24 protein-coding genes are annotated in these 21,656 nt (G+C 63.8%); 9 read left to right on the top strand and 15 right to left on the bottom strand.

Annotation, left to right across the window (positions count from 1 at the left end; genetic code table 11):
- The first annotated feature begins 9 nt into the window (after positions 1 to 9).
- Positions 10 to 798, top strand: coding sequence for an IclR family transcriptional regulator domain-containing protein (locus FIU28_RS07920; RefSeq protein ID WP_143572414.1), 789 nt, complete (start codon positions 10 to 12; stop codon positions 796 to 798).
- Between the two features lie 179 nt (positions 799 to 977).
- Positions 978 to 1,322: a 5-carboxymethyl-2-hydroxymuconate Delta-isomerase gene (locus FIU28_RS07915; RefSeq protein ID WP_143572413.1), complete on the top strand. Its 345-nt coding sequence runs from the start codon at positions 978 to 980 to the stop codon at positions 1,320 to 1,322.
- Between the two features lie 4 nt (positions 1,323 to 1,326).
- Here the strand turns inward: FIU28_RS07915 and FIU28_RS07910 are convergent, their stop codons facing one another.
- The 5 genes from FIU28_RS07910 to FIU28_RS07890 form a co-directional block, all read right to left on the bottom strand.
- A complete protein-coding gene (locus tag FIU28_RS07910; RefSeq protein ID WP_143572412.1) occupies positions 1,327 to 1,941 on the bottom strand; it encodes a hypothetical protein in 615 nt (204 codons plus the stop codon).
- Positions 1,938 to 2,783, bottom strand: a complete 846-nt coding sequence (locus tag FIU28_RS07905; RefSeq protein WP_143572411.1) for an ABC transporter permease — start codon at positions 2,781 to 2,783, stop codon at positions 1,938 to 1,940. Before FIU28_RS07905 ends, FIU28_RS07910 begins: the two co-directional genes overlap by 4 nt.
- Positions 2,780 to 3,541: an ABC transporter ATP-binding protein gene (locus tag FIU28_RS07900; RefSeq protein ID WP_246660911.1), complete on the bottom strand. Its 762-nt coding sequence runs from the start codon at positions 3,539 to 3,541 to the stop codon at positions 2,780 to 2,782. Before FIU28_RS07900 ends, FIU28_RS07905 begins: the two co-directional genes overlap by 4 nt.
- Before the next feature lie 23 nt (positions 3,542 to 3,564).
- Positions 3,565 to 4,533: a YVTN family beta-propeller repeat protein gene (locus FIU28_RS07895; RefSeq protein ID WP_368039337.1), complete on the bottom strand. Its 969-nt coding sequence runs from the start codon at positions 4,531 to 4,533 to the stop codon at positions 3,565 to 3,567.
- A 173-nt stretch (positions 4,534 to 4,706) separates the two neighbouring features.
- Positions 4,707 to 5,888 carry an ABC transporter substrate-binding protein gene (locus tag FIU28_RS07890; protein WP_143572409.1) on the bottom strand — a complete coding sequence of 394 codons (1,182 nt, stop codon included), beginning with the start codon at positions 5,886 to 5,888 and terminating at the stop codon, positions 4,707 to 4,709.
- Positions 5,889 to 6,012: 124 nt separating this feature from the next.
- On the opposite strand from FIU28_RS07890, the gene FIU28_RS07885 reads away from it, so the two are divergent.
- Positions 6,013 to 6,528: a DUF3280 domain-containing protein gene (locus FIU28_RS07885; RefSeq protein ID WP_143572408.1), complete on the top strand. Its 516-nt coding sequence runs from the start codon at positions 6,013 to 6,015 to the stop codon at positions 6,526 to 6,528.
- A gap of 138 nt (positions 6,529 to 6,666) precedes the next feature.
- Here the strand turns inward: FIU28_RS07885 and fghA are convergent, their stop codons facing one another.
- The 3 genes from fghA to FIU28_RS07870 form a co-directional block, all read right to left on the bottom strand.
- Positions 6,667 to 7,515, bottom strand: a complete 849-nt coding sequence (gene fghA, locus FIU28_RS07880) for an S-formylglutathione hydrolase (RefSeq protein WP_143572407.1) — start codon at positions 7,513 to 7,515, stop codon at positions 6,667 to 6,669.
- 112 nt (positions 7,516 to 7,627) lie between these two features.
- On the bottom strand, positions 7,628 to 8,197 hold the full coding sequence (gfa, locus tag FIU28_RS07875; RefSeq protein ID WP_143572406.1) for an S-(hydroxymethyl)glutathione synthase: 570 nt from the start codon (positions 8,195 to 8,197) through the stop codon (positions 7,628 to 7,630).
- A 221-nt stretch (positions 8,198 to 8,418) separates the two neighbouring features.
- Positions 8,419 to 9,114: a DUF1045 domain-containing protein gene (locus FIU28_RS07870; protein ID WP_143572405.1), complete on the bottom strand. Its 696-nt coding sequence runs from the start codon at positions 9,112 to 9,114 to the stop codon at positions 8,419 to 8,421.
- 260 nt (positions 9,115 to 9,374) lie between these two features.
- On the opposite strand from FIU28_RS07870, the gene FIU28_RS07865 reads away from it, so the two are divergent.
- Positions 9,375 to 9,677, top strand: a complete 303-nt coding sequence (locus FIU28_RS07865; RefSeq protein WP_143572404.1) for an HU family DNA-binding protein — start codon at positions 9,375 to 9,377, stop codon at positions 9,675 to 9,677.
- Positions 9,678 to 9,864: 187 nt separating this feature from the next.
- Here the strand turns inward: FIU28_RS07865 and FIU28_RS07860 are convergent, their stop codons facing one another.
- From FIU28_RS07860 to xoxF5, 4 genes are all read right to left on the bottom strand, one after another.
- Entirely contained in the window at positions 9,865 to 10,422 is a 558-nt protein-coding gene (locus tag FIU28_RS07860; RefSeq protein ID WP_143572403.1) for a PQQ-dependent catabolism-associated CXXCW motif protein, read from the bottom strand.
- On the bottom strand, positions 10,419 to 11,312 hold the full coding sequence (locus FIU28_RS07855; protein ID WP_143572402.1) for a substrate-binding domain-containing protein: 894 nt from the start codon (positions 11,310 to 11,312) through the stop codon (positions 10,419 to 10,421). The genes FIU28_RS07860 and FIU28_RS07855 overlap by 4 nt, the downstream gene beginning before the upstream one ends.
- Positions 11,313 to 11,368: 56 nt before the next feature.
- A complete protein-coding gene (locus FIU28_RS07850; RefSeq protein ID WP_143572401.1) occupies positions 11,369 to 11,893 on the bottom strand; it encodes a c-type cytochrome, methanol metabolism-related in 525 nt (174 codons plus the stop codon).
- Between the two features lie 131 nt (positions 11,894 to 12,024).
- Positions 12,025 to 13,827, bottom strand: a complete 1,803-nt coding sequence (gene xoxF5, locus FIU28_RS07845; protein ID WP_143572400.1) for a lanthanide-dependent methanol dehydrogenase XoxF5 — start codon at positions 13,825 to 13,827, stop codon at positions 12,025 to 12,027.
- A 362-nt stretch (positions 13,828 to 14,189) separates the two neighbouring features.
- Here xoxF5 and FIU28_RS07840 point away from each other — a divergent pair, with 362 nt between their 5' ends.
- Together FIU28_RS07840 and FIU28_RS07835 are read left to right on the top strand one after the other, a co-directional pair.
- A complete protein-coding gene (locus tag FIU28_RS07840) occupies positions 14,190 to 15,116 on the top strand; it encodes a quinoprotein relay system zinc metallohydrolase 2 (RefSeq protein ID WP_143572399.1) in 927 nt (308 codons plus the stop codon).
- Positions 15,117 to 15,161: 45 nt separating this feature from the next.
- On the top strand, positions 15,162 to 15,977 hold the full coding sequence (locus FIU28_RS07835; RefSeq protein WP_143572398.1) for a quinoprotein dehydrogenase-associated SoxYZ-like carrier: 816 nt from the start codon (positions 15,162 to 15,164) through the stop codon (positions 15,975 to 15,977).
- Positions 15,978 to 15,998: 21 nt separating this feature from the next.
- Here FIU28_RS07835 and FIU28_RS07830 read toward each other — a convergent pair whose 3' ends face one another.
- From FIU28_RS07830 to FIU28_RS07820, 3 genes are all read right to left on the bottom strand, one after another.
- Positions 15,999 to 16,343, bottom strand: a complete 345-nt coding sequence (locus tag FIU28_RS07830) for a hypothetical protein (RefSeq protein WP_143576098.1) — start codon at positions 16,341 to 16,343, stop codon at positions 15,999 to 16,001.
- Between the two features lie 200 nt (positions 16,344 to 16,543).
- Positions 16,544 to 16,771: a hypothetical protein gene (locus FIU28_RS07825; RefSeq protein WP_143572397.1), complete on the bottom strand. Its 228-nt coding sequence runs from the start codon at positions 16,769 to 16,771 to the stop codon at positions 16,544 to 16,546.
- Positions 16,772 to 16,882: 111 nt separating this feature from the next.
- Positions 16,883 to 17,740, bottom strand: a complete 858-nt coding sequence (locus tag FIU28_RS07820; protein WP_143572396.1) for a hypothetical protein — start codon at positions 17,738 to 17,740, stop codon at positions 16,883 to 16,885.
- 447 nt (positions 17,741 to 18,187) lie between these two features.
- Here FIU28_RS07820 and FIU28_RS07815 point away from each other — a divergent pair, with 447 nt between their 5' ends.
- From FIU28_RS07815 to FIU28_RS07805, 3 genes are all read left to right on the top strand, one after another.
- A complete protein-coding gene (locus FIU28_RS07815) occupies positions 18,188 to 20,308 on the top strand; it encodes a catalase (protein WP_143572395.1) in 2,121 nt (706 codons plus the stop codon).
- A gap of 125 nt (positions 20,309 to 20,433) precedes the next feature.
- Positions 20,434 to 20,664: a cysteine rich repeat-containing protein gene (locus tag FIU28_RS07810; protein ID WP_143572394.1), complete on the top strand. Its 231-nt coding sequence runs from the start codon at positions 20,434 to 20,436 to the stop codon at positions 20,662 to 20,664.
- 270 nt (positions 20,665 to 20,934) lie between these two features.
- Positions 20,935 to 21,645, top strand: a complete 711-nt coding sequence (locus FIU28_RS07805) for a cysteine hydrolase family protein (protein WP_143572393.1) — start codon at positions 20,935 to 20,937, stop codon at positions 21,643 to 21,645.
- Positions 21,646 to 21,656: the final 11 nt, after the last annotated feature.

Genomic DNA, 21,656 nt, shown 5'->3' with positions numbered 1-21,656 from the left:
ACGCGCATCATGGTGAAACCGAAGCGCGCCGAGGGCGAGGAGCGCGGCAATACCGACTTCATCGAGAGCCTCGACCGCGGCTTGCGCGTGTTCGAACTGTTCGGCGCCGATCCCCGCCCGATGACGCTGAGTGACCTCGCCAAGGCGGCCGACCTGCCGCGCGCCACGGTGCGGCGTATCCTGTTCACGCTGGAGCGCGCCGGATATGTCGAAAGCGACGGCAAATTGTTCACACTGACGCCGCGCGTGCTGGTGCTGGCGGCCTCCTTCCTGTCGTCGAACCAGGTGGTGGCGGTACTGCAGCCGGTGCTCGACCGGCTGGCCAGCACCGCGCAGGAGATCTCGTCGCTGGCGGTGCTCGACGGCCATGAAGTGATCTTCATCGCCCGCGCCAGCCCGGCGCGGGTGTTTTCTGCCGGCATCGATCTCGGCTACCGGCTGCCGGCCTACTGCACCTCGGTCGGCCGCGCGATGCTCGGCAAATATTCCAACAGCGACCTCGCCGCGGCCTTGAGCGCGATGGAGCTCAAGGCGATGACGCCGTTCACCGTCACCGACCGCGACCTGCTGCTCGCCACCATCATGACCGACCGCGAAAAGGGCTATTCGCTGGTCGATCGCGAGGCCGAGCCGGGCTTTCGCTCGATTTCGGTGCCGGTGCGCCGCTATGATGGCGAGATCGTCGCCGCCATCAACATGGGCGCTCATGTCGATCGCATCTCCACTGGCGAAATGATCGACCGCTTTCTGCCGCTGCTGCGCGAAGCCGCAGACAGCGTGAAGTCGATGCTTCTGTAGAAAACTGCTCCGGCTTTTCAGCCGTCATTGCGAGGTCAGGGAAAGCCAATTGGCCTTCCCCTTAGCGAAGCGACGCGGCAATCCAGGAGCTGCGACCTCTCAAAGAACTGGATTGCTTCGTCGCAAGGGCTCCTCGCAATGACGGCCGAGAGTTCGAACCGCCCCAAGGACCATAAGCCATGCCGCACATCATCATCGAACATTCCACCGAAGGCCATGCCCGTTTCGATGCCGCGGCCCTGATGCGCGCGTTGCACGAGGCGGCGGCGGGCACCGGCGTGGTGCAGGCCGCCGACCTCAAGATCCGGGTGATGGCCTATACGGACTATCTGGTAGCCGGCACGCGCGACGGCTTCTGCCATGTCTCGCTGTACCTGCTGGAAGGTCGCACGCCGGCACAGAAAGTGCTGCTCAGCGAAGTGTTGCGCGCGGCGATGGTGGCGGTGCTGCCGCACACCAAAAGCCTCAGCGTCGATATCCGGGACATGGACGCTTCGGCCTACAAGAAGCGGCTGCTGGACTGACGCCCTATTCCATCGCCTGCTGGATCGCGCGTCCCAGCGCGAACAGCCGCTGATCGATCGCCACCGGTACCTCGCAGACGAACTTGATGACGCGCTGGCGGTCCTCGAAGATCCGCGTCTGCCACAATAGCTGGTTGCTGAGTTGCTCGATCTTCGCCGGGTCCGGCGAAGCCTGGTCCTGCAACGAATGCATCGACAAGGTCGCGGCTCGGATCGCGTCGGCGGCGCCGCGCTGCTTGCGGGTGACGCGCTCCAGCCCGTTCAGCACAGAGGAGCGCTGCGCGTTCAGCGTCTCGAACAGGCCGGCAAACAGCCGCCTGCCCTTGTCGAGCTTGCGGTCGCCGGCGCCGGCGAGAAATTCGTTGAGCGCCTTTTCCGCCTCGTCGAGCGGCGTGCGCCGCGCCGCCAGGCGCTCGACCAGCGCGCTGACCGCCATGTCCTCTTTCCATTTATCCGTGGCATCGCCGAGGTCGGGCCCGGCCCAGACCGCGGCGAGCGAGACTTCGGGCACCTTGGCCTGCACGCACGGCCAGTCCGGATAGCGCGGATCCGCGGCATGGCCGATGCCCGGCACGCACACCAGCGCCAACAGCGTTGCGATAATGAAACGGGTTTTCATGTCTCTGCTCCGGCGGGACCGCGGCGACCGAAACCGCGCGAGGGGTCATAGGCCATTGCCGCCGCGACCATGAATACGATCGCACAGCCGCCGACCACGGCCAGCGACACGCCGTTGAGGCGACCATACAGAGCGAAACGGATCAGTTCGACGGCATGCGTAAAGGGATTGAGCCCGCAGACGAAGGCAAGCAACGGACTGCCCTCCTGCACCCGCCACAGCGGGTAGAGCGCAGAGGAGGCAAAGAACATCGGGAAGATCACGAAGTTCATCACGCCCGCGAAATTCTCCAGTTGCCGGATGCCCGACGAGATCAGCATGCCGAGCGCGCCGAGCATCAGCCCGGACAGCAGCAACGCCGGCAGCACGGCCAGATAGCCAAGCGGCGGAGGCTCGATTTCCCAGAACCAGGCGATCGCGAGAAACGCATAGACCTGCAGCACCGACACCGCGGTGCCGGCGAGCAGCTTGCAGAACAAGAGATACCAGCGTGGCAGCGGGCTCACCAGCAGGGTTCGCATATTGCCCATCTCGCGGTCGTAGACCATCGACAGCGACGACTGCATGCCGTTGAAAAGCTGGATCATCGCCATCAATCCGGGCGTGATGTAGACCTCGTAGAGAATATAGGTCTCGTAAGGTGGGATGATCGAAATGCCCAGCACCTGTCGAAAGCCGGCAGCGAAAATGAACAGCCAGACCAGCGGCCGGACCAGCGCCGAGACGAAACGCTCGCGCTGTTGCAGGAATCGCAGCGCCTCGCGCCACACAATGCCGTTCATGCAAACGGCATATTGCGAAAGCGTGAAGCCGCGCCGCGGCATGGCGACTTCGATCGTCATGGCACGGCCTCCGCGGTCAACCGCATGAAAGCGGCGTGCAGGTCACGCGCGCCGGATTGCGCCAGAATGTCGCCGAGCCGGCCCTGCGCCAGCACGCATCCCTGATGCAGCACCACGATTTGGTCGCCGTCGGCGATCTCGTCGAACAGATGCGTGGTGTAGAGCACGCTGATGCCCTGCTCGCGCACCAGCGCACGGATGTGGCCGAGCATGTCGGCGCGCGACCGGACGTCGAGGCCGACGGTCGGCTCGTCGAGCAGCAGGAGTTGCGGCCGGTGCAGCAGCGCACGCGCGATCTCCAGCCGTCGCATCTGCCCGCCGGACAGGTCGCGTACCTTGCTCATACCGCGATCCGACAGCGCAACCTGCGCCAGCACGTCGCCTGCGCGCAGCCGCGCCTCACGCCGGCCGATGCCGTGCAGCGCGGCGTGGTACAGCAGGTTCTGCGTCACCGACAGGTCGAGATCCAGCGTGCGTGGCTGGAACACGACGCCGAGCCGGCGCAGCGCCTCGCCGGGCTCACGGCCGGTATCGTGGCCGAAAATGCGGATATGCCCCCGTTGCACGCCGAACAAGCGCGTCACCAGGGACACCAGCGTGCTCTTGCCGGCGCCGTTCAGGCCGAGCAGTGCGGTGAAGCTGCCGGGCGCGACCTCGAGGCTGACGTCCTTGAGCGCGCAGCGTGATCCATAGTGATGGCTGACAGCGTCTATGGCCAGCGCGGCGGCAATGGCCGGCGCGCTGCACCTGTCTTGCATTGGAAGCCCGGCGGAGTTCGGCATCATGGCGGCGCCATCGCAATGCCCCACGGCAATTCGCCGACCTGGATGGTCTTGATCACCTTCAGGGTTCCGACGTCGATCACCGAGACGTCGTTGGACACACCATTCGTGGTCAGTAGATATTTCTCGTCCGGGGTGAAGGCCATCTGCCAGACGCGCTGCCCGACCAGCAGATATTTCGTGACCTGATGCGTCGTCGCATTGACCACGGCGACCCGGTTGGCGGGGCCGAGTGCGACGAAGCCGGTTTTGCCGTCTTTCGTGAGCGCCATACCGACCGGCTGGATCGCCTCGCGGCGCAGCCCGGGAATGGCGAACCTGATCTTGCCGGTGACTTCGCGTCGGGCGGGATCGATGATGGTCACGGTGCCGCCGATCTCGGCCGACACCCAGAGTTCGGAATGGTCACGCTTGAAGATGGCGTAGCGCGGTCGCGCATCGACCAGCACATTGGCGACGATCTGGCGCGTCGCGGTATCGATGAAATGCGCCATGTTGGTGGTCTCGGAGGTATTGATCAGGATCTTGCCATCCGGGCTGATCGTCAGGCCCTCCGGCTCGACACCGACCTGCACCTCGCCAACCCGGGTGCGACGGGCGATATCGATGATCGTCACCGTGTTGTCGTTCTCGTTGGCGACATAGAGCAGTTTTCCCTCGGCATCCTGCACGAACAGTTCGGGATCGGGACCGGACGGCAGCGTATCGACCACCTGCTGCTTGCCGACATCGATCATCTTGATGGTGTCGTCGTCGCCCACGGCGACCAGCACGAACTTGCCGTCGCGTGTGAAACCGATACCGCGCGGACGCTGGCCGACCGGAATGGTCTTTGTCACGGTCCAGGTGTCGGTGTCGATCACCGAGACGGTGTTGCTCTTTTCGTTGGAGACATAGGCGATGAAGGCGTCGGCAGGGACGGTGGTGCCGCAGGCGATCAGAACAGCCAGCGCTAGAATGCGGGCCAAACTCCGCCCCCTCCCCGTCATTGCGAGGAGCCCTTGCGACGAAGCAATCCAGTTCTTGCGGAGGATGCGGCTTTCTGGATTGCCGCGTCGCTTCGCAAAGGGGAAAGCCACCGGCTTTCCCTGACCTCGCAATGACGGAGCCGATAGGTCATCGCCTGATCGCATCACGCACCTCATTGCCATTTACACTTCGTCTCGGCACGATCGACGCCGAGCGTGTCGAGTTCGGAGATCTGGTGCAGAAACCCTTCCTGCGGCGATACTGACACCACCATGCGGCCATCGGCGAGCAGCACCGGCTGCCGCAATTGTCCGTTCCAGTCGCGCAGGGTCAGCGGCTGGCCCTTGAAGGCCGCAATGGCGAAGTCCGGACCTTTCAGGAATTCGGCAATCGTCTTCGCATCGCCGGATTTCACGCGCGCCGCGGCTTCGCCGACCATCCGCACCGCGGTCCAGGCCTGCATGTCGCGCGCGGTCATGCGGCGCGCATTGAGCTTGACGAAGCGATTCTGCAATTGGATCGCACCCCACTGGTCATGGGCTGCGTCCCAGCTCGTCGGCACCAGCCCGGCGGAGCCCGCGATCGGCCGCGCGTCCCACGTGCGATATGGCAGATACAGCGCGAACACCTCGCTCTCGTCGGCGGCGACCAGCACGTCATGATTGGGAGCCGACTGCGTCAACGCCGGCATCTGGCGCTGGATCAGCGTGACGCCACTGTCGGTGCGGCGCGCGCCACCTTTGTCCTCGAAGATACGCTCCTGCACGATCTTGGCGCCGAACCGCAGCGCCGCGCGGCGCAATGCGTCGGCGTAGAGCTGATCCGGCGGATGCGAACCCACCACCAGGAGCCAGCGGCGCCACTGCTTCCAGACCAGATATTGCGCCAGCGCATCGGCCAGCATCGAGCGGGATGGCGCGACATGCAGCACGTTGCGCCGGCAGTCCTGCTCGCGCAGCCGGTCATCGGTGGCGCCGGCATTGAGCAGCGTGACGCCGCGGTCGCGTACCGCATCGGCAGCCTTCAACAGATCGTCGGCGGCCAGATCGGTGACGATGAAGGAGGCGCGGCGATCCGCCAGAGCCGTCATGGCCATCGCCGCATCGTCCTTGTTGTTCAGCCGCACGTCGTCGAGCACAAAACGCTGGTCGAGAAAGCGCCCGGTCGTGTTGTTGTCCTCGATCGCCAACCGCGCACCGGCGAGGCCGTCATTGCCGGCACCATGCTGCACCAGCGAAAGGCTCGGGCGAAACCCGGCAGGGCCGAGATAGCCGATCCGGATCTCGACCGGTTCCGCCGCCGCCGGACCGGTGACCAGCACGAACCACACGATCGCCCACCAAAGCCGGGCCACAGGGCACCTCCCTCAAGCCTCCCTCGACGGCAGCCGATCCGGAGACTTCTGGCTTGAAACATGGCTGATCCAGCCTAAGTTGCAACGACCAATTTGCTGTGGCTGGTTCCGCTGGAAAACGATCATGCGCAGGCTTTGCTGCATCGCGCTGCTATCGCTGACGCTGTCATCAGCCGCCTCGGCGGATGAGCCGAAAACGGCGGTGTTCGATTTCGAGCTGATTGATAGCAGCGTGCAGGGCGAGAAGGACGGCCAGCGCGCCGACGAGCAGGCGCGGCTGCTGCGTGCCGGCGATCAGCTGCGCCAGGGACTGGCGGACTCCGGCCGGTACACCTTGGTCGATATCGCACCGGTGCGCGCCGAAGCGCGCAATGCAAACCTGCAGGCCTGCGGCGGCTGCGACGTGCAGTTCGCGCAGAAGCTGGGTGCCGATCTGGCGGTGACCGGCACGGTGCAGAAAGTGTCGAACCTCATCCTCAACATGAACATTTACGTCCGCAACGCCCGCACCGGCCATCTGGTGACGTCGATGAGCGCGGATTTCCGTGGCAATACGGACGAGTCCTGGTCACGCGCGATGAGCTATCTGTTACGCAATCGCTTGCTTGCGCCGAATTATGGCGCGCCGGGGGCGCAGTAGACTGGCTGGCGTAGCCCGGATGAGCTTGCGCCTGAGCAACGTGAGGACGCGAGCGACATCCGGGGGCCGCCCCCTCGTAGAGACACCGTCCCCGGATGGCGGCGTCGCAATGCTGCGCATCGCGCCGCCTTATCCGGGCTACGTTCCGCCCAACCTCTCCGCATGCCAGCGCAGATGGTCTTCCATGAAGGTCGAGATGAAATAATAGCTGTGGTCGTAGCCGGGCTGGCGGCGCAGCGTCAGCGCGATGCCGGCGTTGGCGCAGGCGTTCTCCAGAAGGCCCGGCCGCAACTGCTCGGTCAGGAACGGATCGGCATCGCCGACATCGACCAGCAATTCGCCGATCCGCGCGCCATCCTCGATCAGCGCGACCGCATCATGCGCGCGCCAGGCGGCGCGGTCGGGACCGAGATAGCCGCCCAGCGCCTTGATGCCCCACGGCACCTGCGAGGGTGCTGCGATCGGCGAGAAGGCGCTGACGGCGCGGTAGCAACCGGGATGGCGCAGGCCGATGGTCAGGGCGCCGTGGCCGCCCATCGAATGGCCCATGATCGATTGCCGGCTCATGTCGGCAGGAAAGTTTGCGGCGAGCACCGACGGAAGTTCGGCGGTGATGTAGCTCCACATCCGGTAGTTGGCCGCGAATGGCGACTGCGTCGCATCGACATAAAAGCCGGCGCCAAGGCCGAAATCATAGGCCTGGGCGGGATCGCCGGGCACGCCGTCCCCGCGCGGGCTGGTGTCGGGCGCGACGAAGATGAGGCCGAGTTCGGCGCAGGCGCGGCGGTATTCGCCTTTCTCGGTGACATTGGCGTGGCTGCAGGTGAGACCCGACAGATACCACACCACCGGGCACGCTCTCTCGGCGGCCTGCGGCGGCACGAACACCGAAAAGGTCATGCCGGTGCCGGTCGAGCTGCTGGCGTGCTTGTAGACGCCCTGCGTGCCGCCATGCGAGCGGATTGTTGAGACGGTTTCGATCGTCATGAGGCAAGGCTCCGGCGCTGGAGAAAAAATCGCCGGCAACGCGCCGGCGGGGGGCATATGCGCCCGCCGGCGGGACCGGATCAAGTCCGGCAGAAGAGATCAGGCGGGCGTCCTAAGCCGCCTTGGCGCGGGACTGGGCGACGTGGGAGGAGATCGCGTCCATCAGGGCCGGTGACAGGCAGTCATAGGGTTGCAGCCCCAACTCGTTCAGCCGCGCGCGGATGCCGTCCATCTCGCTCGTTTGCACCCCGGACTCCAGCACCGACGACACGAAGGCAGCAAAGCCCGGCGCCGCGGAGCCGCCTTCCTCGAACAGTTCGGGATGGATGAAGTCGAGTCCATAGAACGGATGCGCCTTGTTCTCGATGCGGCCGTACATATGGGTGCCGCAGACCTTGCAGGCGTGGCGCTGGATCGTCGCGGAGGCGTCCACGACCGCAAGCTTGTCGCCGTTCTCGGTCACCGAAAGGTTGTCGCGCGGCACCACGGCGACGACCGAGAAGATGGCGCCTTCCGGCTTCCAGCATTTGGTGCAGCCGCAGGCGTGATTGTGCGCGACGTCGCCGCGGATGCTGACCTTGACCGGCCGATCCTTGCATTTGCAGACCAGCGTGCCGCCGGCAAAACTGCCGGAGCCGGCCTTGACGCCGTTATCAACCGAGGGGTGGATATGAACGGTCATGGGTCAATCCTCCTGTCTGATTTTTGATTGATAGTTGGCGGTGCGTGGCATCGCCTGGGCAATCGGACGTACGTCCTCAAGTTTCTCCGCAAATCATTGCACGCTGGCGCGCGACGTCAAGGACGCTGAAGCCATTCCCGGATTATTTTGATGCAGATTCGCAGGCAGTACCGTGTTGCGCCGCAGCGGCGACGCAGATGCGACAACAACATTGCCAAGTATCAAGTCAACGCCGTCTCATGAACGATACGGAATCGCGCCGATGCACTGTCTTGCCGAAACACGGCGAGCCGGTCGATCCGCAGCGCAGCGATATCGAGCGCGGCAAACCGCGCCTGCAACATCGCCAGCACCTCGGCCGCGCGCTCCGCCGGAAGTCGCCCGGTCAACGTCAGGTGAAAACGGAAATCATCGCGCACATAGGGATAGCCGAAGCGATCGAGCTGCTTGACCTGGCGCGCTGTCAGCGCCTCCGGCTTGCGGCGGGCTCGATCGGCAGGCGTCATCGGCGCACGGAAACGGTCGAACGCCTCGACGCAATCCTGCGCGAGCGAGTTGAGTTCAGCGCTGGGGGCCGCCGGCACGATCGCGATGAAACTGCTGATCGCCTGCACCAGCGGCGTCATCGCCGGGATGGCGCGGGGAGATGTGGCGAAGCTGTCGCAGGCCGCGATCAACCCGGCCTCGTGCTCCAGCGGCGCCAGTGCAAACGGCGCTTTCAGGGTGCCGTGAAAGCCGTATTTGCGCGGATCGCCGGTCAATGCCGGCCAGTCCGGAAACTGCGCAACCACCGCGGCGGGAAACGCCACGTCGTGGCCGGTGAAAGCATTGTAGCCGAGCATTTCGGCGCCGAAGCGCGCAAGCGGAGCGCCAGCCGAAGGGGCATAGTAGATGGCGTAGCGGGGAAAGTCGGTCATGGATCGACCATAAACACCCGGCACATCGGTGCAACCGGCGTTCGCGGACGGGGAAGCCACCGATGCCGCAGAGCCTGCAATACAGGTTGAATCGGCGCGCGTCGCCAGCCAAAGCCTGTCACACAAGACGAATCGGGGATTGAAACGCTAGAAGCACTGTTTTTTTAGGCAAAATCTGTGCAGATTGTATTCTGTCCGGGTTTTTTTCTGCGATTTTCACTAGTGTCTATTTCACCGAATCACTAACACAAAGGTGCCCAATGGCCGATCAAATGACCAAGTCGCAGCTCATCGAGAAGATCAACGAGTCCCATCCCGATCTGACCAAGAAGGACGTCAAGGGCGTTCTCGAGACCCTGGCCGTGGTCGGCTACAAGGAACTGAAGAAGAACGGCGTGTTCCTGGTCCCCGGCTTTGCCAAGTTCGTCGTCGTCAAGAAGCCCGCCACCAAGGCGCGCAAGGGCACCAACCCATTCAACGGCGAGCCGATGACCTTCAAGGCCAAGCCGGCCCGCAAGATCGTGCGTGCACGCCCGGTCAAGGCCGCCAAGGACGCCGTCTAAGCGAAACGCGGCTGCCCCCGGCGCCGCTTTGAATTGCAGTAACAACGGCGCGGCATTCCCGAGGGATTGCCGCGCCGTTGTCGTTTGCGCCGTCATTGCGAGGAGCCCTTGCGACGAAGCAATCCGGTTCTTGCCGAGAGTGTGGCTCTGGATTGCCGCGTCGCTTGGCTCCTCGCTATGACGGCAGCTATTCCCCGGCCCGCGGTTCCGGCTTCGCGTCCTGCATCGGCAGATGGGCGTCGTGCCAGCCGTCAGTGCCGTCGGGATACCAGGCAACATGGGCGTAGCCGTAGCCCAGCGCGCGCTTGGCCGCGTTCCACGACATCCAGCAATGGGCCAGGCAATAGAACACCAGCCTGCGCGCCTTGTCGCCGGCGCTGGCGCGCTGCAGCCCGCGCCTGAAATAATCCTCGGTAACTTCCGCCAGTTCGCCATAGCCGGTGTCGGGCAGCCACAGGCTGCCGGGGATGTGCGGCCGTGGCGCCTCGCGCCAGACCGTGCCCGCCGGCAGATTGGGCGGTTTCGGCGGGCGTGGCAGCACGTCGATGAAGGCGGCCGCGCCGGCACGCCAAAGCGCCTCGGCCTCGGCCGTGGTCAGCACCACAGCGCCATGCAGGGTCGCCGGCACCGGCGCGCGGTAATTGTCGGTGCGGTAACCGGGCGGCTCGGGCACGGCCTCCTGCGCCTGCACAGGCGATGCGGCGGCCCATGCGGCGACCAGCCCCGCTGTCAGACGCCGGATCAATACGGCTTCGGCGCAACAACCTGCGCGGTGATCGGGCGGTCGCTGTCGTCGAGCAGCGGCACGCCGTAGCCGAGCAGGATGGCGTTGATCTCGGCCTGGTTGTCCTGGATGAAGCGGTTCAGCAGCCGCTTCCAGTTCTGGTCGGCGGCGCGAACGCCCATGCCGATCCGGTAGGTCATCCGCGGCCCGCTGGTTTCGCTCAACAATGGCGTGACGCGGAGCGGCGGTTCGGCCTGCTTTGCATGAAAGCCTGCCATCGGCCCCCACAGCACGCCGGCGTCGATCGCGCCCGAGCCGATGTCCTTGATCATGGCCTCGGCTGACGAGTCGATCCGGGTGTCGATCATCAGCGCGTAGGGTCTGGCATTGGCCATCAGCCCGTTGGCCGCCATGTTGGTGGCCGGCGGCGTCGCGGCGACGATGCCGATATGTTTGCCCTTCAGGCGTGGATCGGCCAGCGTCGTGACATCTTCAAGCGCGCTGCCCGATTTCGTGACCAACGCATAGGCCGTTCTCATGTAGGGGTTGGTGCCCTGCACGAGATCGTCGCCCTGCGGATAGCCCATCACGACGTCGCAGCGATGCGCCCCGAGGGTCATCCGGAAGAAGCCCGTCGCCTGCGGAAAAAAGGCGTAGGCGAGCCGCTTCTGCAGTCTGGCGGCCAGCAGTTCGGCGATCTTGTTCTCAAAGCCCTCTCCTTTGTCGTTGGAGAGCGGCAGATTGCGCGGGTCGGCGCAGACGCGAAGCACATTGGGATCGACCAGTTCGATCGAGAGATCGCCGCCCTCCGGCCGTTGCTGCGCAGCCGAAGGCGTCGCCTGCAGCCACGCTGCGACCGCGACGCCGGCAACAATGATGCTCGGCCATCGGCCGCCAGCTAAACCGGTCATCGCCGTCCTCTTCCTCGCTCGACTGACACGCCGGCCCTCGACACCGTTTCGTCTGCCTACTTCTTCGTGCCCATGCAGGAATCCTCGGCCTCCCGCGCGGCAGAGGGCTTGTCGTCGTGCCGCGCCGGTCTGACCCGGCCCACGGCATCGGCGCCGCGCGCCCGCAGATAGACGTAGAGATCGTCCATGTAGCAGGCGACATTGGGATTATCGCCGAACGCCGGCATCACGCTACTGTGCGAGGCATTGACGTTCTTGCGACCGCTGGCAACCACTTCGATGAATTCGCCATAGCTCATCGCCTTGACGGAGTTCTTGAGCGCTGGCGCGTAGCTGGAGCCCTCACCGTCCGGGCCATGACAGACATGGCATTCCGAATGATAGCGGCGATATCCGGAATAGGTGTACCAGTCGGTGCTGCCGCTGATGATCTTGAAGGTCGGGTTTCCCTGAACGTCGAAATACTTCCCCGCCTCTTCCTTCACAGCGTCCGGATCGGGAGGAGTTTCGGCGTAAACCGGATGAGCCGAGGTCACGACGACCGCCAGGGCCGTTCCATACAGAATAGCACGCACAGGCATTTCCTTGATTGATTTTCTTGTCGCTGAACGCGTCTGTTACGGACGCATCATGGCTCTGTAGTCCAGGCAACGCGGTCCGCGGCTGGCGCCTGGATCGCTCCACGCACCAGCCGCTCGTCGGCCGCAAGCCGCTACTGCGGCAATGCGAACACCGTCAACGCGCCACCGAGCGCGGTGTAGTTGGACAGCGCCGCATAGCCGCCGACGGCACCGAGGCCGGCGGTTGGATCCGTCAGGCCGGCCGCAAGGCCGATCCCGGCCCAGCCGCCGACGCCGGACAGCACGGCAACGTACTGCCGCCCGTCCCGTTCATAGGTGGTGACGTTGCCGATGATGCCGGACGGAGTCTTGAACTTGTAGAGCTCCTTGCCGGTCTTGGCATCGACCGCCTTCAGATAGCCTTCCAGCGTGCCGTAGAACACCACGCCGCCGGCGGTGGCGAGCGCACCGGACCACACCGAGAACTGCTCCGGCAGCGACCACACGATCTTGCCGGTCTTGTTGTCCCAGGCGATGAAGTTGCCCATGTGGCTGTCGCCCGGAGGCGGATACATCGACAGCGTCGCTCCGACATAGGGCTGGCCTGCGGTGTAGCTTACCTTGAACGGCTCGTAGTCCATGCAGACATGGTTGGTCGGCACGTAGAACATTTGCGTATCCGGCGAATAGGCCGCCGGCTGCTGGTCCTTGGTGCCGAGCGCCGCCGGGCAGATGCCCTTGGTGTTCTTGTCCTCGCCGCCGGCTTCGGTCGAGTATTGCGCTATCACCTTGGGGCGGCCATAGGTCGGCGAGTTCTTGTTCATGTCGACGCCGGAGGTCCAGTTCACCTTCGGATCGAACTTCTCGGCAACCAGCAATTCGCCGGTGGCGCGATCGAGGGTGTAGCCGAGGCCATTGCGGTCGAAATGCGTGAGCAACTTGCGCGGCTGGCCGCCCATTTCCTGGTCGGTCAGGATCATCTCATTCACGCCGTCATAGTCCCATTCGTCGTGCGGCGTCATCTGGTAGACCCAGCGCGCCATGCCGGTGTCCGGATTGCGGGCGAAGATGGTCATCGACCATTTGTTGTCGCCGGGCCGCTGCTTCGGATTCCAGGTCGAGGGATTGCCGGAGCCGTAATAGACCAGGTTCAGTGCGGGGTCGTAGGACAACCAGCCCCACGTGCAGCCGCCGCCGATCTTCCACTGGTCGCCCTGCCAGGTCCGGAGGCTGGAATCCTTGCCGACCGGCTTGCCGAGTTCGGTAGTCGATACCGGATCGAGCATGATCTGATCGTCCGGCCCTTCCGAATAGGCCCGCCAAGACTGCTTGCCCGTCTTGAGGTCGTAGGCGGTGACGTGGCACTGCACGCCAAATTCTCCGCCGGAGATGCCGACCAGCACCTTGTCCTTGACGACCAGTGGCGACGAGGTGCCGGTGGCGCCCTTGCCGGGATCGCCGTTCTTCACCGACCACTCGACCTTGCCGGTCTTGGCATCGAGCGCGACCAGCGTGGTATCGGCCTGGTGCAGGAATATCTTGCCGTCGGCATAAGCGACGCCGCGGTTCACCGTATCGCAGCACATCACCGGGATCACGTTAGGATCCTGCTTTGGTTCGTACTTCCAGACGATCTTGTTTTCCTTGGCGAGATCCAGCGCGTAGACGATGTTCGGAAACGGGGTGTGGACATACATCATATTGCCGACGATCAGCGGCCCGCCCTCATGGCCGCGCAACACACCGGTGGAAAACGTCCACGCCACCTGCAGCTTGCCGACATTGGCGGCGGTGATCTGCTTGAGCTCGGAATAGCGCTGGTTGGCATAATTGCCAGCCGGCATCACCCAGTCCTTGGCATTCTTCTCCATCTTTATCAGTTCATCATTGGCATTGGCAGCGCTGCCGGCCAGGGCCGTGAACGCGCCAAGACAGGCGAATAACACCTTGTGCATGTCGTATCCTCCCACGATGTCTTTTGTAGAATTTTATGTCTGTCGATCGGACGCATTGCGATGGGCATGAGACGGATTCGCCCAGCACCTTGATCTAGCCGCGTGATTGCATTTCAGCAGTGCAGACATAGCGGTAGCGGCGGAGGACATTCTCGTCTCTTCGCATGCCGCCATCCCCGAAGACACCGGCAATCCCAACGAACCGAAGTCCCGTTGAAGTTGAATGCCGGCAGATGCTAGTACCGCCCAACATTTCGTGCAACACAAATCACGCCTGACGACTTTCCGCTTTGTGTAGTTCGGCATTCCTGCTAGCAGATGTCGCCAACTCTCTGAACGAAGTACGTAACGGATACTTACGCATGATGCGTAGCAGCATCCTCCTCGCAACGCTGGCGATTTTACTGACGGGCATTGTGCAAGCGCAGCACGACGAACCGGCCCTGGCTGTGGATCAGATCGCTCCTGGCGTTTTCGTGCATGCGGGCCGGATCGCCTTGATGGACGAAGCCAATGCCGGCGACATCGCCAATCTCGGATTCATCGTCGGGCGCGATGCCGTGGCGGTGATCGACAGCGGTGGCAGCGTGCGCGTCGGTCGGCAGTTGCGCGCGGCCATCCGCCAGCGCACCGGACTTCCGGTGCGCTATGTCATCGCCACCCACGGCCATCCCGATCATGTCTTCGGCCACGCTGCTTTTACCGGCGACGGCGTCATCCATGTCGGCCACCGCCAACTGCCGCAGGCGCTGGCGCAGCGCGGGCCGCATTATCTCGCCGCATTCCGTCGCCTGCTCGGCGACGCGCTGATCGACGAAGTTCGGATCGTCGCGCCGACATTGCTGGTTGAGAACGACACGACGCTCGATCTCGGCGGTCGCACGCTGGCGCTGAGAGCGTGGCCGACGGCCCATAGCGACAGCGACCTGACCGTGATGGACGATGCGACCGGCACGCTGTTTGCCGGCGACCTGGTGTTTCGCGGGCATATTCCGGTCGTCGATGGCAGCCTGCGCGGCTGGCTCGGCGTGATGGACAAACTGGCGGCCTTGCCGGCCAACCGCGTCGTGCCCGGCCACGGCGCCGTCGGCGAGTGGCCGGCTGTCCTGGCCGACCAGCGGCGTTATCTGCAACGGCTCGACGCCGATCTCCGCACCCTGATCGCCCAGGGCGCGCCGCTGCGTGCGGCGCAGCAGGCCGGCGCGCCGGAACCATCGCGATGGCAATTGGTCGACGACTACCATGCCCGCAACGCCACCGCGGCCTATTCGGAAATTGAGTGGGAATGAGCCGCAGGACGGCGTAGAATGCCGCCTCGTACGGGAGATCGCGCCATGATCGCAGGTCGTCTTTTTAAGGCCGCTTTTCTTGTCCTCGTGCTTCACGGTCCCGCGCAGGCGGCCGACCCGCCTTACGATCCCTGGCCCGGTTTGGTGCAGGACATTTTCGATAGCCGCCCGATGCTGGACGGCGCCGGCGTGCTCGCCATCGAGATGCCCGCCCGCGCCGAGGATGCCGCGATCGTGCCGGTGACCTTGCGCACCATGCTGCCGCCAGGCGACAGCCGCCGCGTTCGCGCGATCACGCTGGTGATCGACCAGAACCCGGCGCCGATGGCCGGCCGCTTCGAGTTCGGCCCGGACTCCACAATCTCGGAAATTTCCACGCGCGTTCGCGTCAACAATTACAGCGACGTCCATGCGGTGGCCGAACTCAGCGACGGCCAGCTCTACATGACGAAGGTATTCGTGAAGGCCTCCGGCGGCTGCTCCGCACCGGCGGCCAAAAACGCGCAGGAAGCGCGCGGCAGGCTCGGCCAGATCCGCTTCCGGCAATTCGCCCGGACCGGCGACACCCCGGCCAGCGGCGCCCGCGAAGCACAGGTAATGATCGGCCACCCCAACAATTCCGGCCTGCAGATGGATCAGGTGACGCGGCACTACGTGCCGGCGTTCTTCGTCAACGACATCAAGATCTGGCAGGACGACCGCCTGCTGCTGTCGCTGCAGGGCGGGATCTCGATCTCGGAAGATCCCAACCTCCGTTTCACCCACCTGCCGGGCGACGCCAAACGCTACCGCGTCGAGGCACGGGATACCGAAGGGCACCTGTTCGCGGGCGAGTGGAAGGCCGAGGGGTCGGGGATATAGTTCAGGCCGCCCGAATTCCGGTCAGAAGCACCGTACCTCGGCTTCGGCCTGGGCGCGCCTGAGGTCGGTCAGCGCCGCGTTGGACTGCGGCGCGGAGCGGAACTGACCGCCGAGATTGCCCTGCACCTGCGCCATGCTGAGCACCGTCTCGGCGGTGACGTAACGGTCATACGGCAATAGCGACGCCACCACGTCGATCGAGCAGGAACACTGCTCGAGCGACTGCCGGTTCTCGCCATTGGCCTTCATGCAGGCGAACACATAATCGGAGCGGATGGCGGTCGGGTAATCGTTCAACCCGGCCGCCGCGGCAGGCGCGGTGCAGGCCAGCATCAATCCGCCGAGTAGTCTCCCGATCCTGCACATCGCTTTCACTCCGGTCCTCCCAACGCTGAGCGTCCGAGAGTGCCAGCAAATCAGCCGGCTGAAAATCCGTCAAACGTGCTGCATTGCAGGGATCGATGGCACCGCATCGGACGCAAAGCCTGCGTCGAGCCGCTGTCGGAACCGCGCCAGGCGGCGTGCCCTTGGCCGGCACGGAGCGCAAGGCACACAACACGTCATCCCTAGCCGGCGCGGCTTGCGCCGATGTCGGCCCGGCTGTGTGGAAATTCGCAGCGCCACTTCACCGCCTTCCATTTCGGGTGCTCACCGACCCATCGCGCGATATAGGGCATCGCCCCCATCGTGCATTGCTGTCGCGAGATCGTCGAATTGAAGGTCAAGTGGGTTTCCTCACAGGTGCTCGGCGACAACACCGCGCAGACGGTTACAATCAGCTCAATCGGGCTCATGCCAGGCTCCTTGCTTCGCAACAGGATAGCACAGCCAGAAACGGCCACCGAGTCGCGAAGTTTCATGCTAGCAAGCGTGGCGGCTGATGATACCAGCAGCGAAATTGCCGGTCAGAAGCCGATACCATAGATAAGCCGCGCCTGATGCCGCTCGAAGCCTTCGAGATTGAGCGAACTGCCTGGGCGGCTGTCACGCCCCCATGCTTGCACGCTCCATGCTGCGGCAAGCCAGGCGCGCGGCGAAAGTTGCAGATAGGCCGACGGTCCGATAAAAAGGGCATCGCCTGAAAATTCCTGCAGGCCGAACCCTTCATAGGTACGCAAGTAACGCGCCTCGCCACCAAGGTAGAAGCCCGGGCGCAGCTGTGCCATCATCGCACCCGCAATACCGATCGTGGCTTCGCGTTCGGTCCCACCGAAGGAGAGCCGGCTCCATTCCGGCTGATAGGTGAGGTTGATGGCGGCCACCAGGAAGTTCGGAATCCATTCGCGATCCAGCGCCAGCGTGATGTCGCCGCCGGTGGACCGCGCCGGCAGCCCGCTCCCGTTATCGATCCGGCTGGTGCCGGCTTCGACTCTGAGCGTCAGGCCGAACGGGTGATGCTCGCGATTGAGAAACCGGTAGCGCAGGTCGATCGACAGACCCTGCCAGCCGGACTGGCGACGATCAGCCAATCCGGTGACGCCCTCGATATCGTGCGCCGCCATCGAAGTACCAAGTTCGACGCGCATGTCCTTCGCCGGCACGAATTCCAGCTCGAATTCTTGACCGATCGCGCGATAGCCTCCGCCTCGGCGCGACAGCCGGCCCGTCGTCCGGCTTTCGTACTCACGTTCGCCGACCCGGCCGACATCGCTGCCGATCATGAAGCCGAACAAATGCTCGGTATCGATCTCGTCGGCACGGCCGGGCGCCGTGAGCAGCAGCATAGTGCCGATCAGGGCCGGGATCACCGCGCGAACCGACATGCAATGCCCTCCCCGACCGTAACTCGCCGCCGCGAACGCCTTGCTTCCTAATAGCAGAACACGGACCCGGCCCGGGAAAAATCACAGAACCCGGACCGGTAGTTGCCGTCATGCAGGCGACTACCGGCTGTTAGTGAAGCAAAGGACGGGGTTTTTCAGCAAGGATATTCAGACCATGACCGACCTGTTGCAGCATGGGCTGCAGCGGCCGGCCTCAAAATTCATACCGACGGGACCGACAAGCAGATCGAGCGTCTTGAGCAGGCCGTTCGATGTGCATAAGGACGCCGTCAATGGCGCAGGGTCCAAAAAAGAAAACCTGGTCGGAAGTCTCCCCAACTCAGGCGCCGGCAGATTTCGGCGGGCGCTTTTGGCGGGCATCGTCCACCGGAACACAATCACACCTTCCGCATTGGATGGGCACTCCATCTTCAGCGGGAACCCCACATGGCAAAATCCACCACCCGGTCCGGCACAAAACCGGCGACCGTCACAATTCACGACCAGCAACTCGTCCGGGGCGCCGGCGGCGAACTGCACCAGATTGCCGAGGGCGATACGCCGATCCTCACCACCGCCAACGGCGGACCGGTGCTCGATGACCAGAACACGCTGAAGATCGGCGCCAGAGGCCCTGCACTGATCGAGGACTTCCATTTTCGCGAGAAGATGTTCCATTTCGACCACGAGCGCATTCCCGAGCGCGTGGTCCATGCCCGCGGCTACGGCGCGCACGGCTTCTTCGAAACTTACGAGTCGCTGGCAAAATACACCCGCGCCGATCTGTTCCAGCGCGCCGGCGAGCGCACTCCGGCCTTTGTGCGGTTCTCCACCGTCGCCGGCAGCAAGGGCTCGGCGGATCTGGCGCGCGACGTGCGCGGCTTCGCGGTCAAGATCTACAGCAAGGAAGGAAACTGGGATCTGGTCGGCAACAACATCCCGGTGTTCTTCATCCAGGACGCGATCAAATTTCCCGACCTGATCCACGCCGTCAAGGAAGAGCCGGACTCGGCGTTTCCCCAGGCGCAGTCGGCGCATGACAATTTCTGGGACTTCATCTCGCTGACCCCGGAGAGCATGCACATGGTCATGTGGCAGATGTCAGACCGGACGCTGCCGCGCTCACTGCGCTTCATGGAAGGGTTCGGCGTCCACACCTTCCGCTTCGTCAATGCCAAGGACGAATCCACCTTCGTGAAGTTCCACTGGAAGCCGAAGCTCGGCCTGCAGTCGGTGCTGTGGAACGAAGCCGTCAAGATCAACGGCGCCGATCCCGATTTCCACCGCCGCGACCTGTGGAACGCGATCCAGTCCGGCAGTTTTCCGGAATGGGAGTTGCAGGTGCAGCTGTTCAACCAAGAATTCGCCGACCAGTTCGACTTCGACGTGCTCGATCCGACCAAGTTGATCCCGGAAGAAATCCTCAAGCCGATCCCGATCGGGCGTCTAGTGCTCGACCGCATGCCGGATAATTTCTTCGCCGAGACCGAGCAGGTCGCGTTCATGACGCAGAACGTGCCGCCCGGCATCGACTTCTCCAACGATCCGCTGCTGCAGGGCCGCAACTTCTCCTACCTGGACACGCAGTTGAAGCGTCTCGGCGGACCGAACTTCACGCATATCCCGATCAACGCGCCGAAATGCCCGTTCGCGCACTTCCAGCAGGACGGCCACGGCGCGATGCATAATCCGAAGGGCCACGTGAACTATCAGCCGAATTCCTTCGGCGCCGGTCCCCGACAGTCGCCAGAGCGCGGCTTCAGGTCCTTTGCCGCGATCGAGCACGGCCCGAAGACCCGGCTGCGTCCGGAGAGCTTCTCCGACCACTACAGCCAGGCGCGGCAGTTTTTCCTCAGCCAGACCAAGGGCGAGCAGCACCATATCGCGGCTGCGCTGACCTTCGAACTCAGCAAGGTCAAGACGCCTGTGATCCGCGAACGGATGGTGTCGCATCTCCTGAATATCGAGGAAGGCCTCGCCAGCAAGGTCGCCTCGATGCTCGGGATCAAGGAGATGCCCGAGCCCGCCGATGCCGCACAGCCGACCCGGCAGGATCTCTCGGAGTCCGCGGCGCTCAGCATCGTCATGAAGGGGCCCGGGCGGTTCGAGGGCCGCAAGCTCGGCATCGTCGTCACCGACGGGACCGACGCCAAGCTTTTGGCGGCGCTTCAGGCGGCGGTCTTCAAGGCCGGCGCCACCTTCGAGATCATCGCGCCCAAGGTCGGAGGTGCCGACGCCAGCGACGGCACACTCATCGAAGCCGACCAGATGATCGATGGCGGCCCATCGGTACTGTACGACGCCGTGGCGCTATTGCCCGGCGCCAAGGGCATCGACGACCTGCTGATGGAGTCCACCGCCCGGGACTTCGTCGCCGACGCCTTCGCGCATTGCAAGTTCATCGGCTACGTCGATGCCGCCGTTCCGCTGTTCGCCAAGGCAGGGCTCGCCGACTCGATGGATGAAGGTTTCATCGAACTCGCCAGCCCCGCCGATATCGACGGCTTCATCAAAGAGCTTGGCAAGCTACGGCTGTGGAGCCGCGAACCCAGCGTCAAGTCACGATGATCTGCCATTGATACCTCCGCCGCGAGCGCCCGCTCGTGGCAGAGAAGTTTTGACTTGCGATCTTTGGCAGTTGGCGGGAACAACTGTTCGCCGAATCGCTTGAGTTTACGAAACCGGGGATCACCATGTTCAAAACCATCACTGCCACTGCCTTTACCTTAGCTCTTCTTCTCAGCGGTGCCTCTGCCCAGCAGAGCGGCACCGAAGCGGAACAGAAAGCCTGCGCGCCTGACGTCAAGAAGTTCTGCCCCCGGGTTCTCGATCAGGGTGACCTTGTCATTCTGAGCTGCCTGCAGCAGAACCGTCCGAATATTTCCCCCGCCTGCAATCAGGTGCTGGTCAACCACGGCCAGTAGTTCGAGGCCGCATGTGCCAGCCTATTTTTGGGGCGTGCATCAAAGAAGATTAAAATATCACCACGCCCGGCATTTTTGCTGGGCGTTTTGCTGCGCACAGCCGCCCCTCATTGGCAAACGCGACCTTACATCAACTAGAAAATGAGGCATTTCAAAGCCAAAAACCACGCCATATAAGCCACGTCATCGCCGCTGCACTCATTGTATACAATGGCACGACGTTTGCTTCGCCGTTCCCGAGACACCCATCGCTCGCGAACCGGATCGGCCATGGAAAACCCCTCGCTGGTAGTGACGCTGAACGCCGAGCCCGGCCCGATCGCGGTCGACTGGGGAACCACTGCGCTCCTCATCATCGACATGCAGCGCGACTTCATTGAGCCCGACGGCTTCGGCGAGACGCTTGGCAACGACGTCTCGCAACTGACCCGTGCCATTGAACCGATCGCTGCGGTGCTCAAGGCCGCGCGCGCGATCGGCCTGATGGTCGTGCACACCCGCGAGGGCCACCTGCCCGATCTGTCCGACGCGCCAAAGGCGAAGATCGAGCGCGGCGCACCATCGTTGCGAATCGGCGATCCCGGGCCGATGGGCCGCATCCTGATCCGTGGCGAAGCCGGCCACGACATCATCCCGGCGCTGTATCCGGTCGAAGGCGAGATCGTGATCGACAAACCCGGCAAGGGCGCGTTCTACGCCACCACGCTCGGTGCCGACCTCACCGGTCGCGACATCGACACGCTGCTGGTGTGCGGCGTCACCACCGAGGTCTGCGTCAACACCACCGTGCGCGAGGCCAACGACCGCGGCTATCGTTGCATCGTGCTGGCCGATGGCTGCGCCTCCTACTTCCCGGAATTTCATGAGATGGGCCTGAAGATGATCAAAGCCCAGGGCGGCATTTTTGGCTGGGTCAGTGACTCCGCTGCGGTGCTGCAAGCGATGGACGAGCAGAACGTTCTGGAGATTTCACACAGCTGACAGGGGAGCAT

Source organism: Tardiphaga sp. vice154, assembly GCF_007018645.1.
In the GTDB taxonomy this organism is placed as follows: domain Bacteria; phylum Pseudomonadota; class Alphaproteobacteria; order Rhizobiales; family Xanthobacteraceae; genus Tardiphaga.
This window is presented reverse-complemented; position numbering and strand designations above follow the sequence as displayed.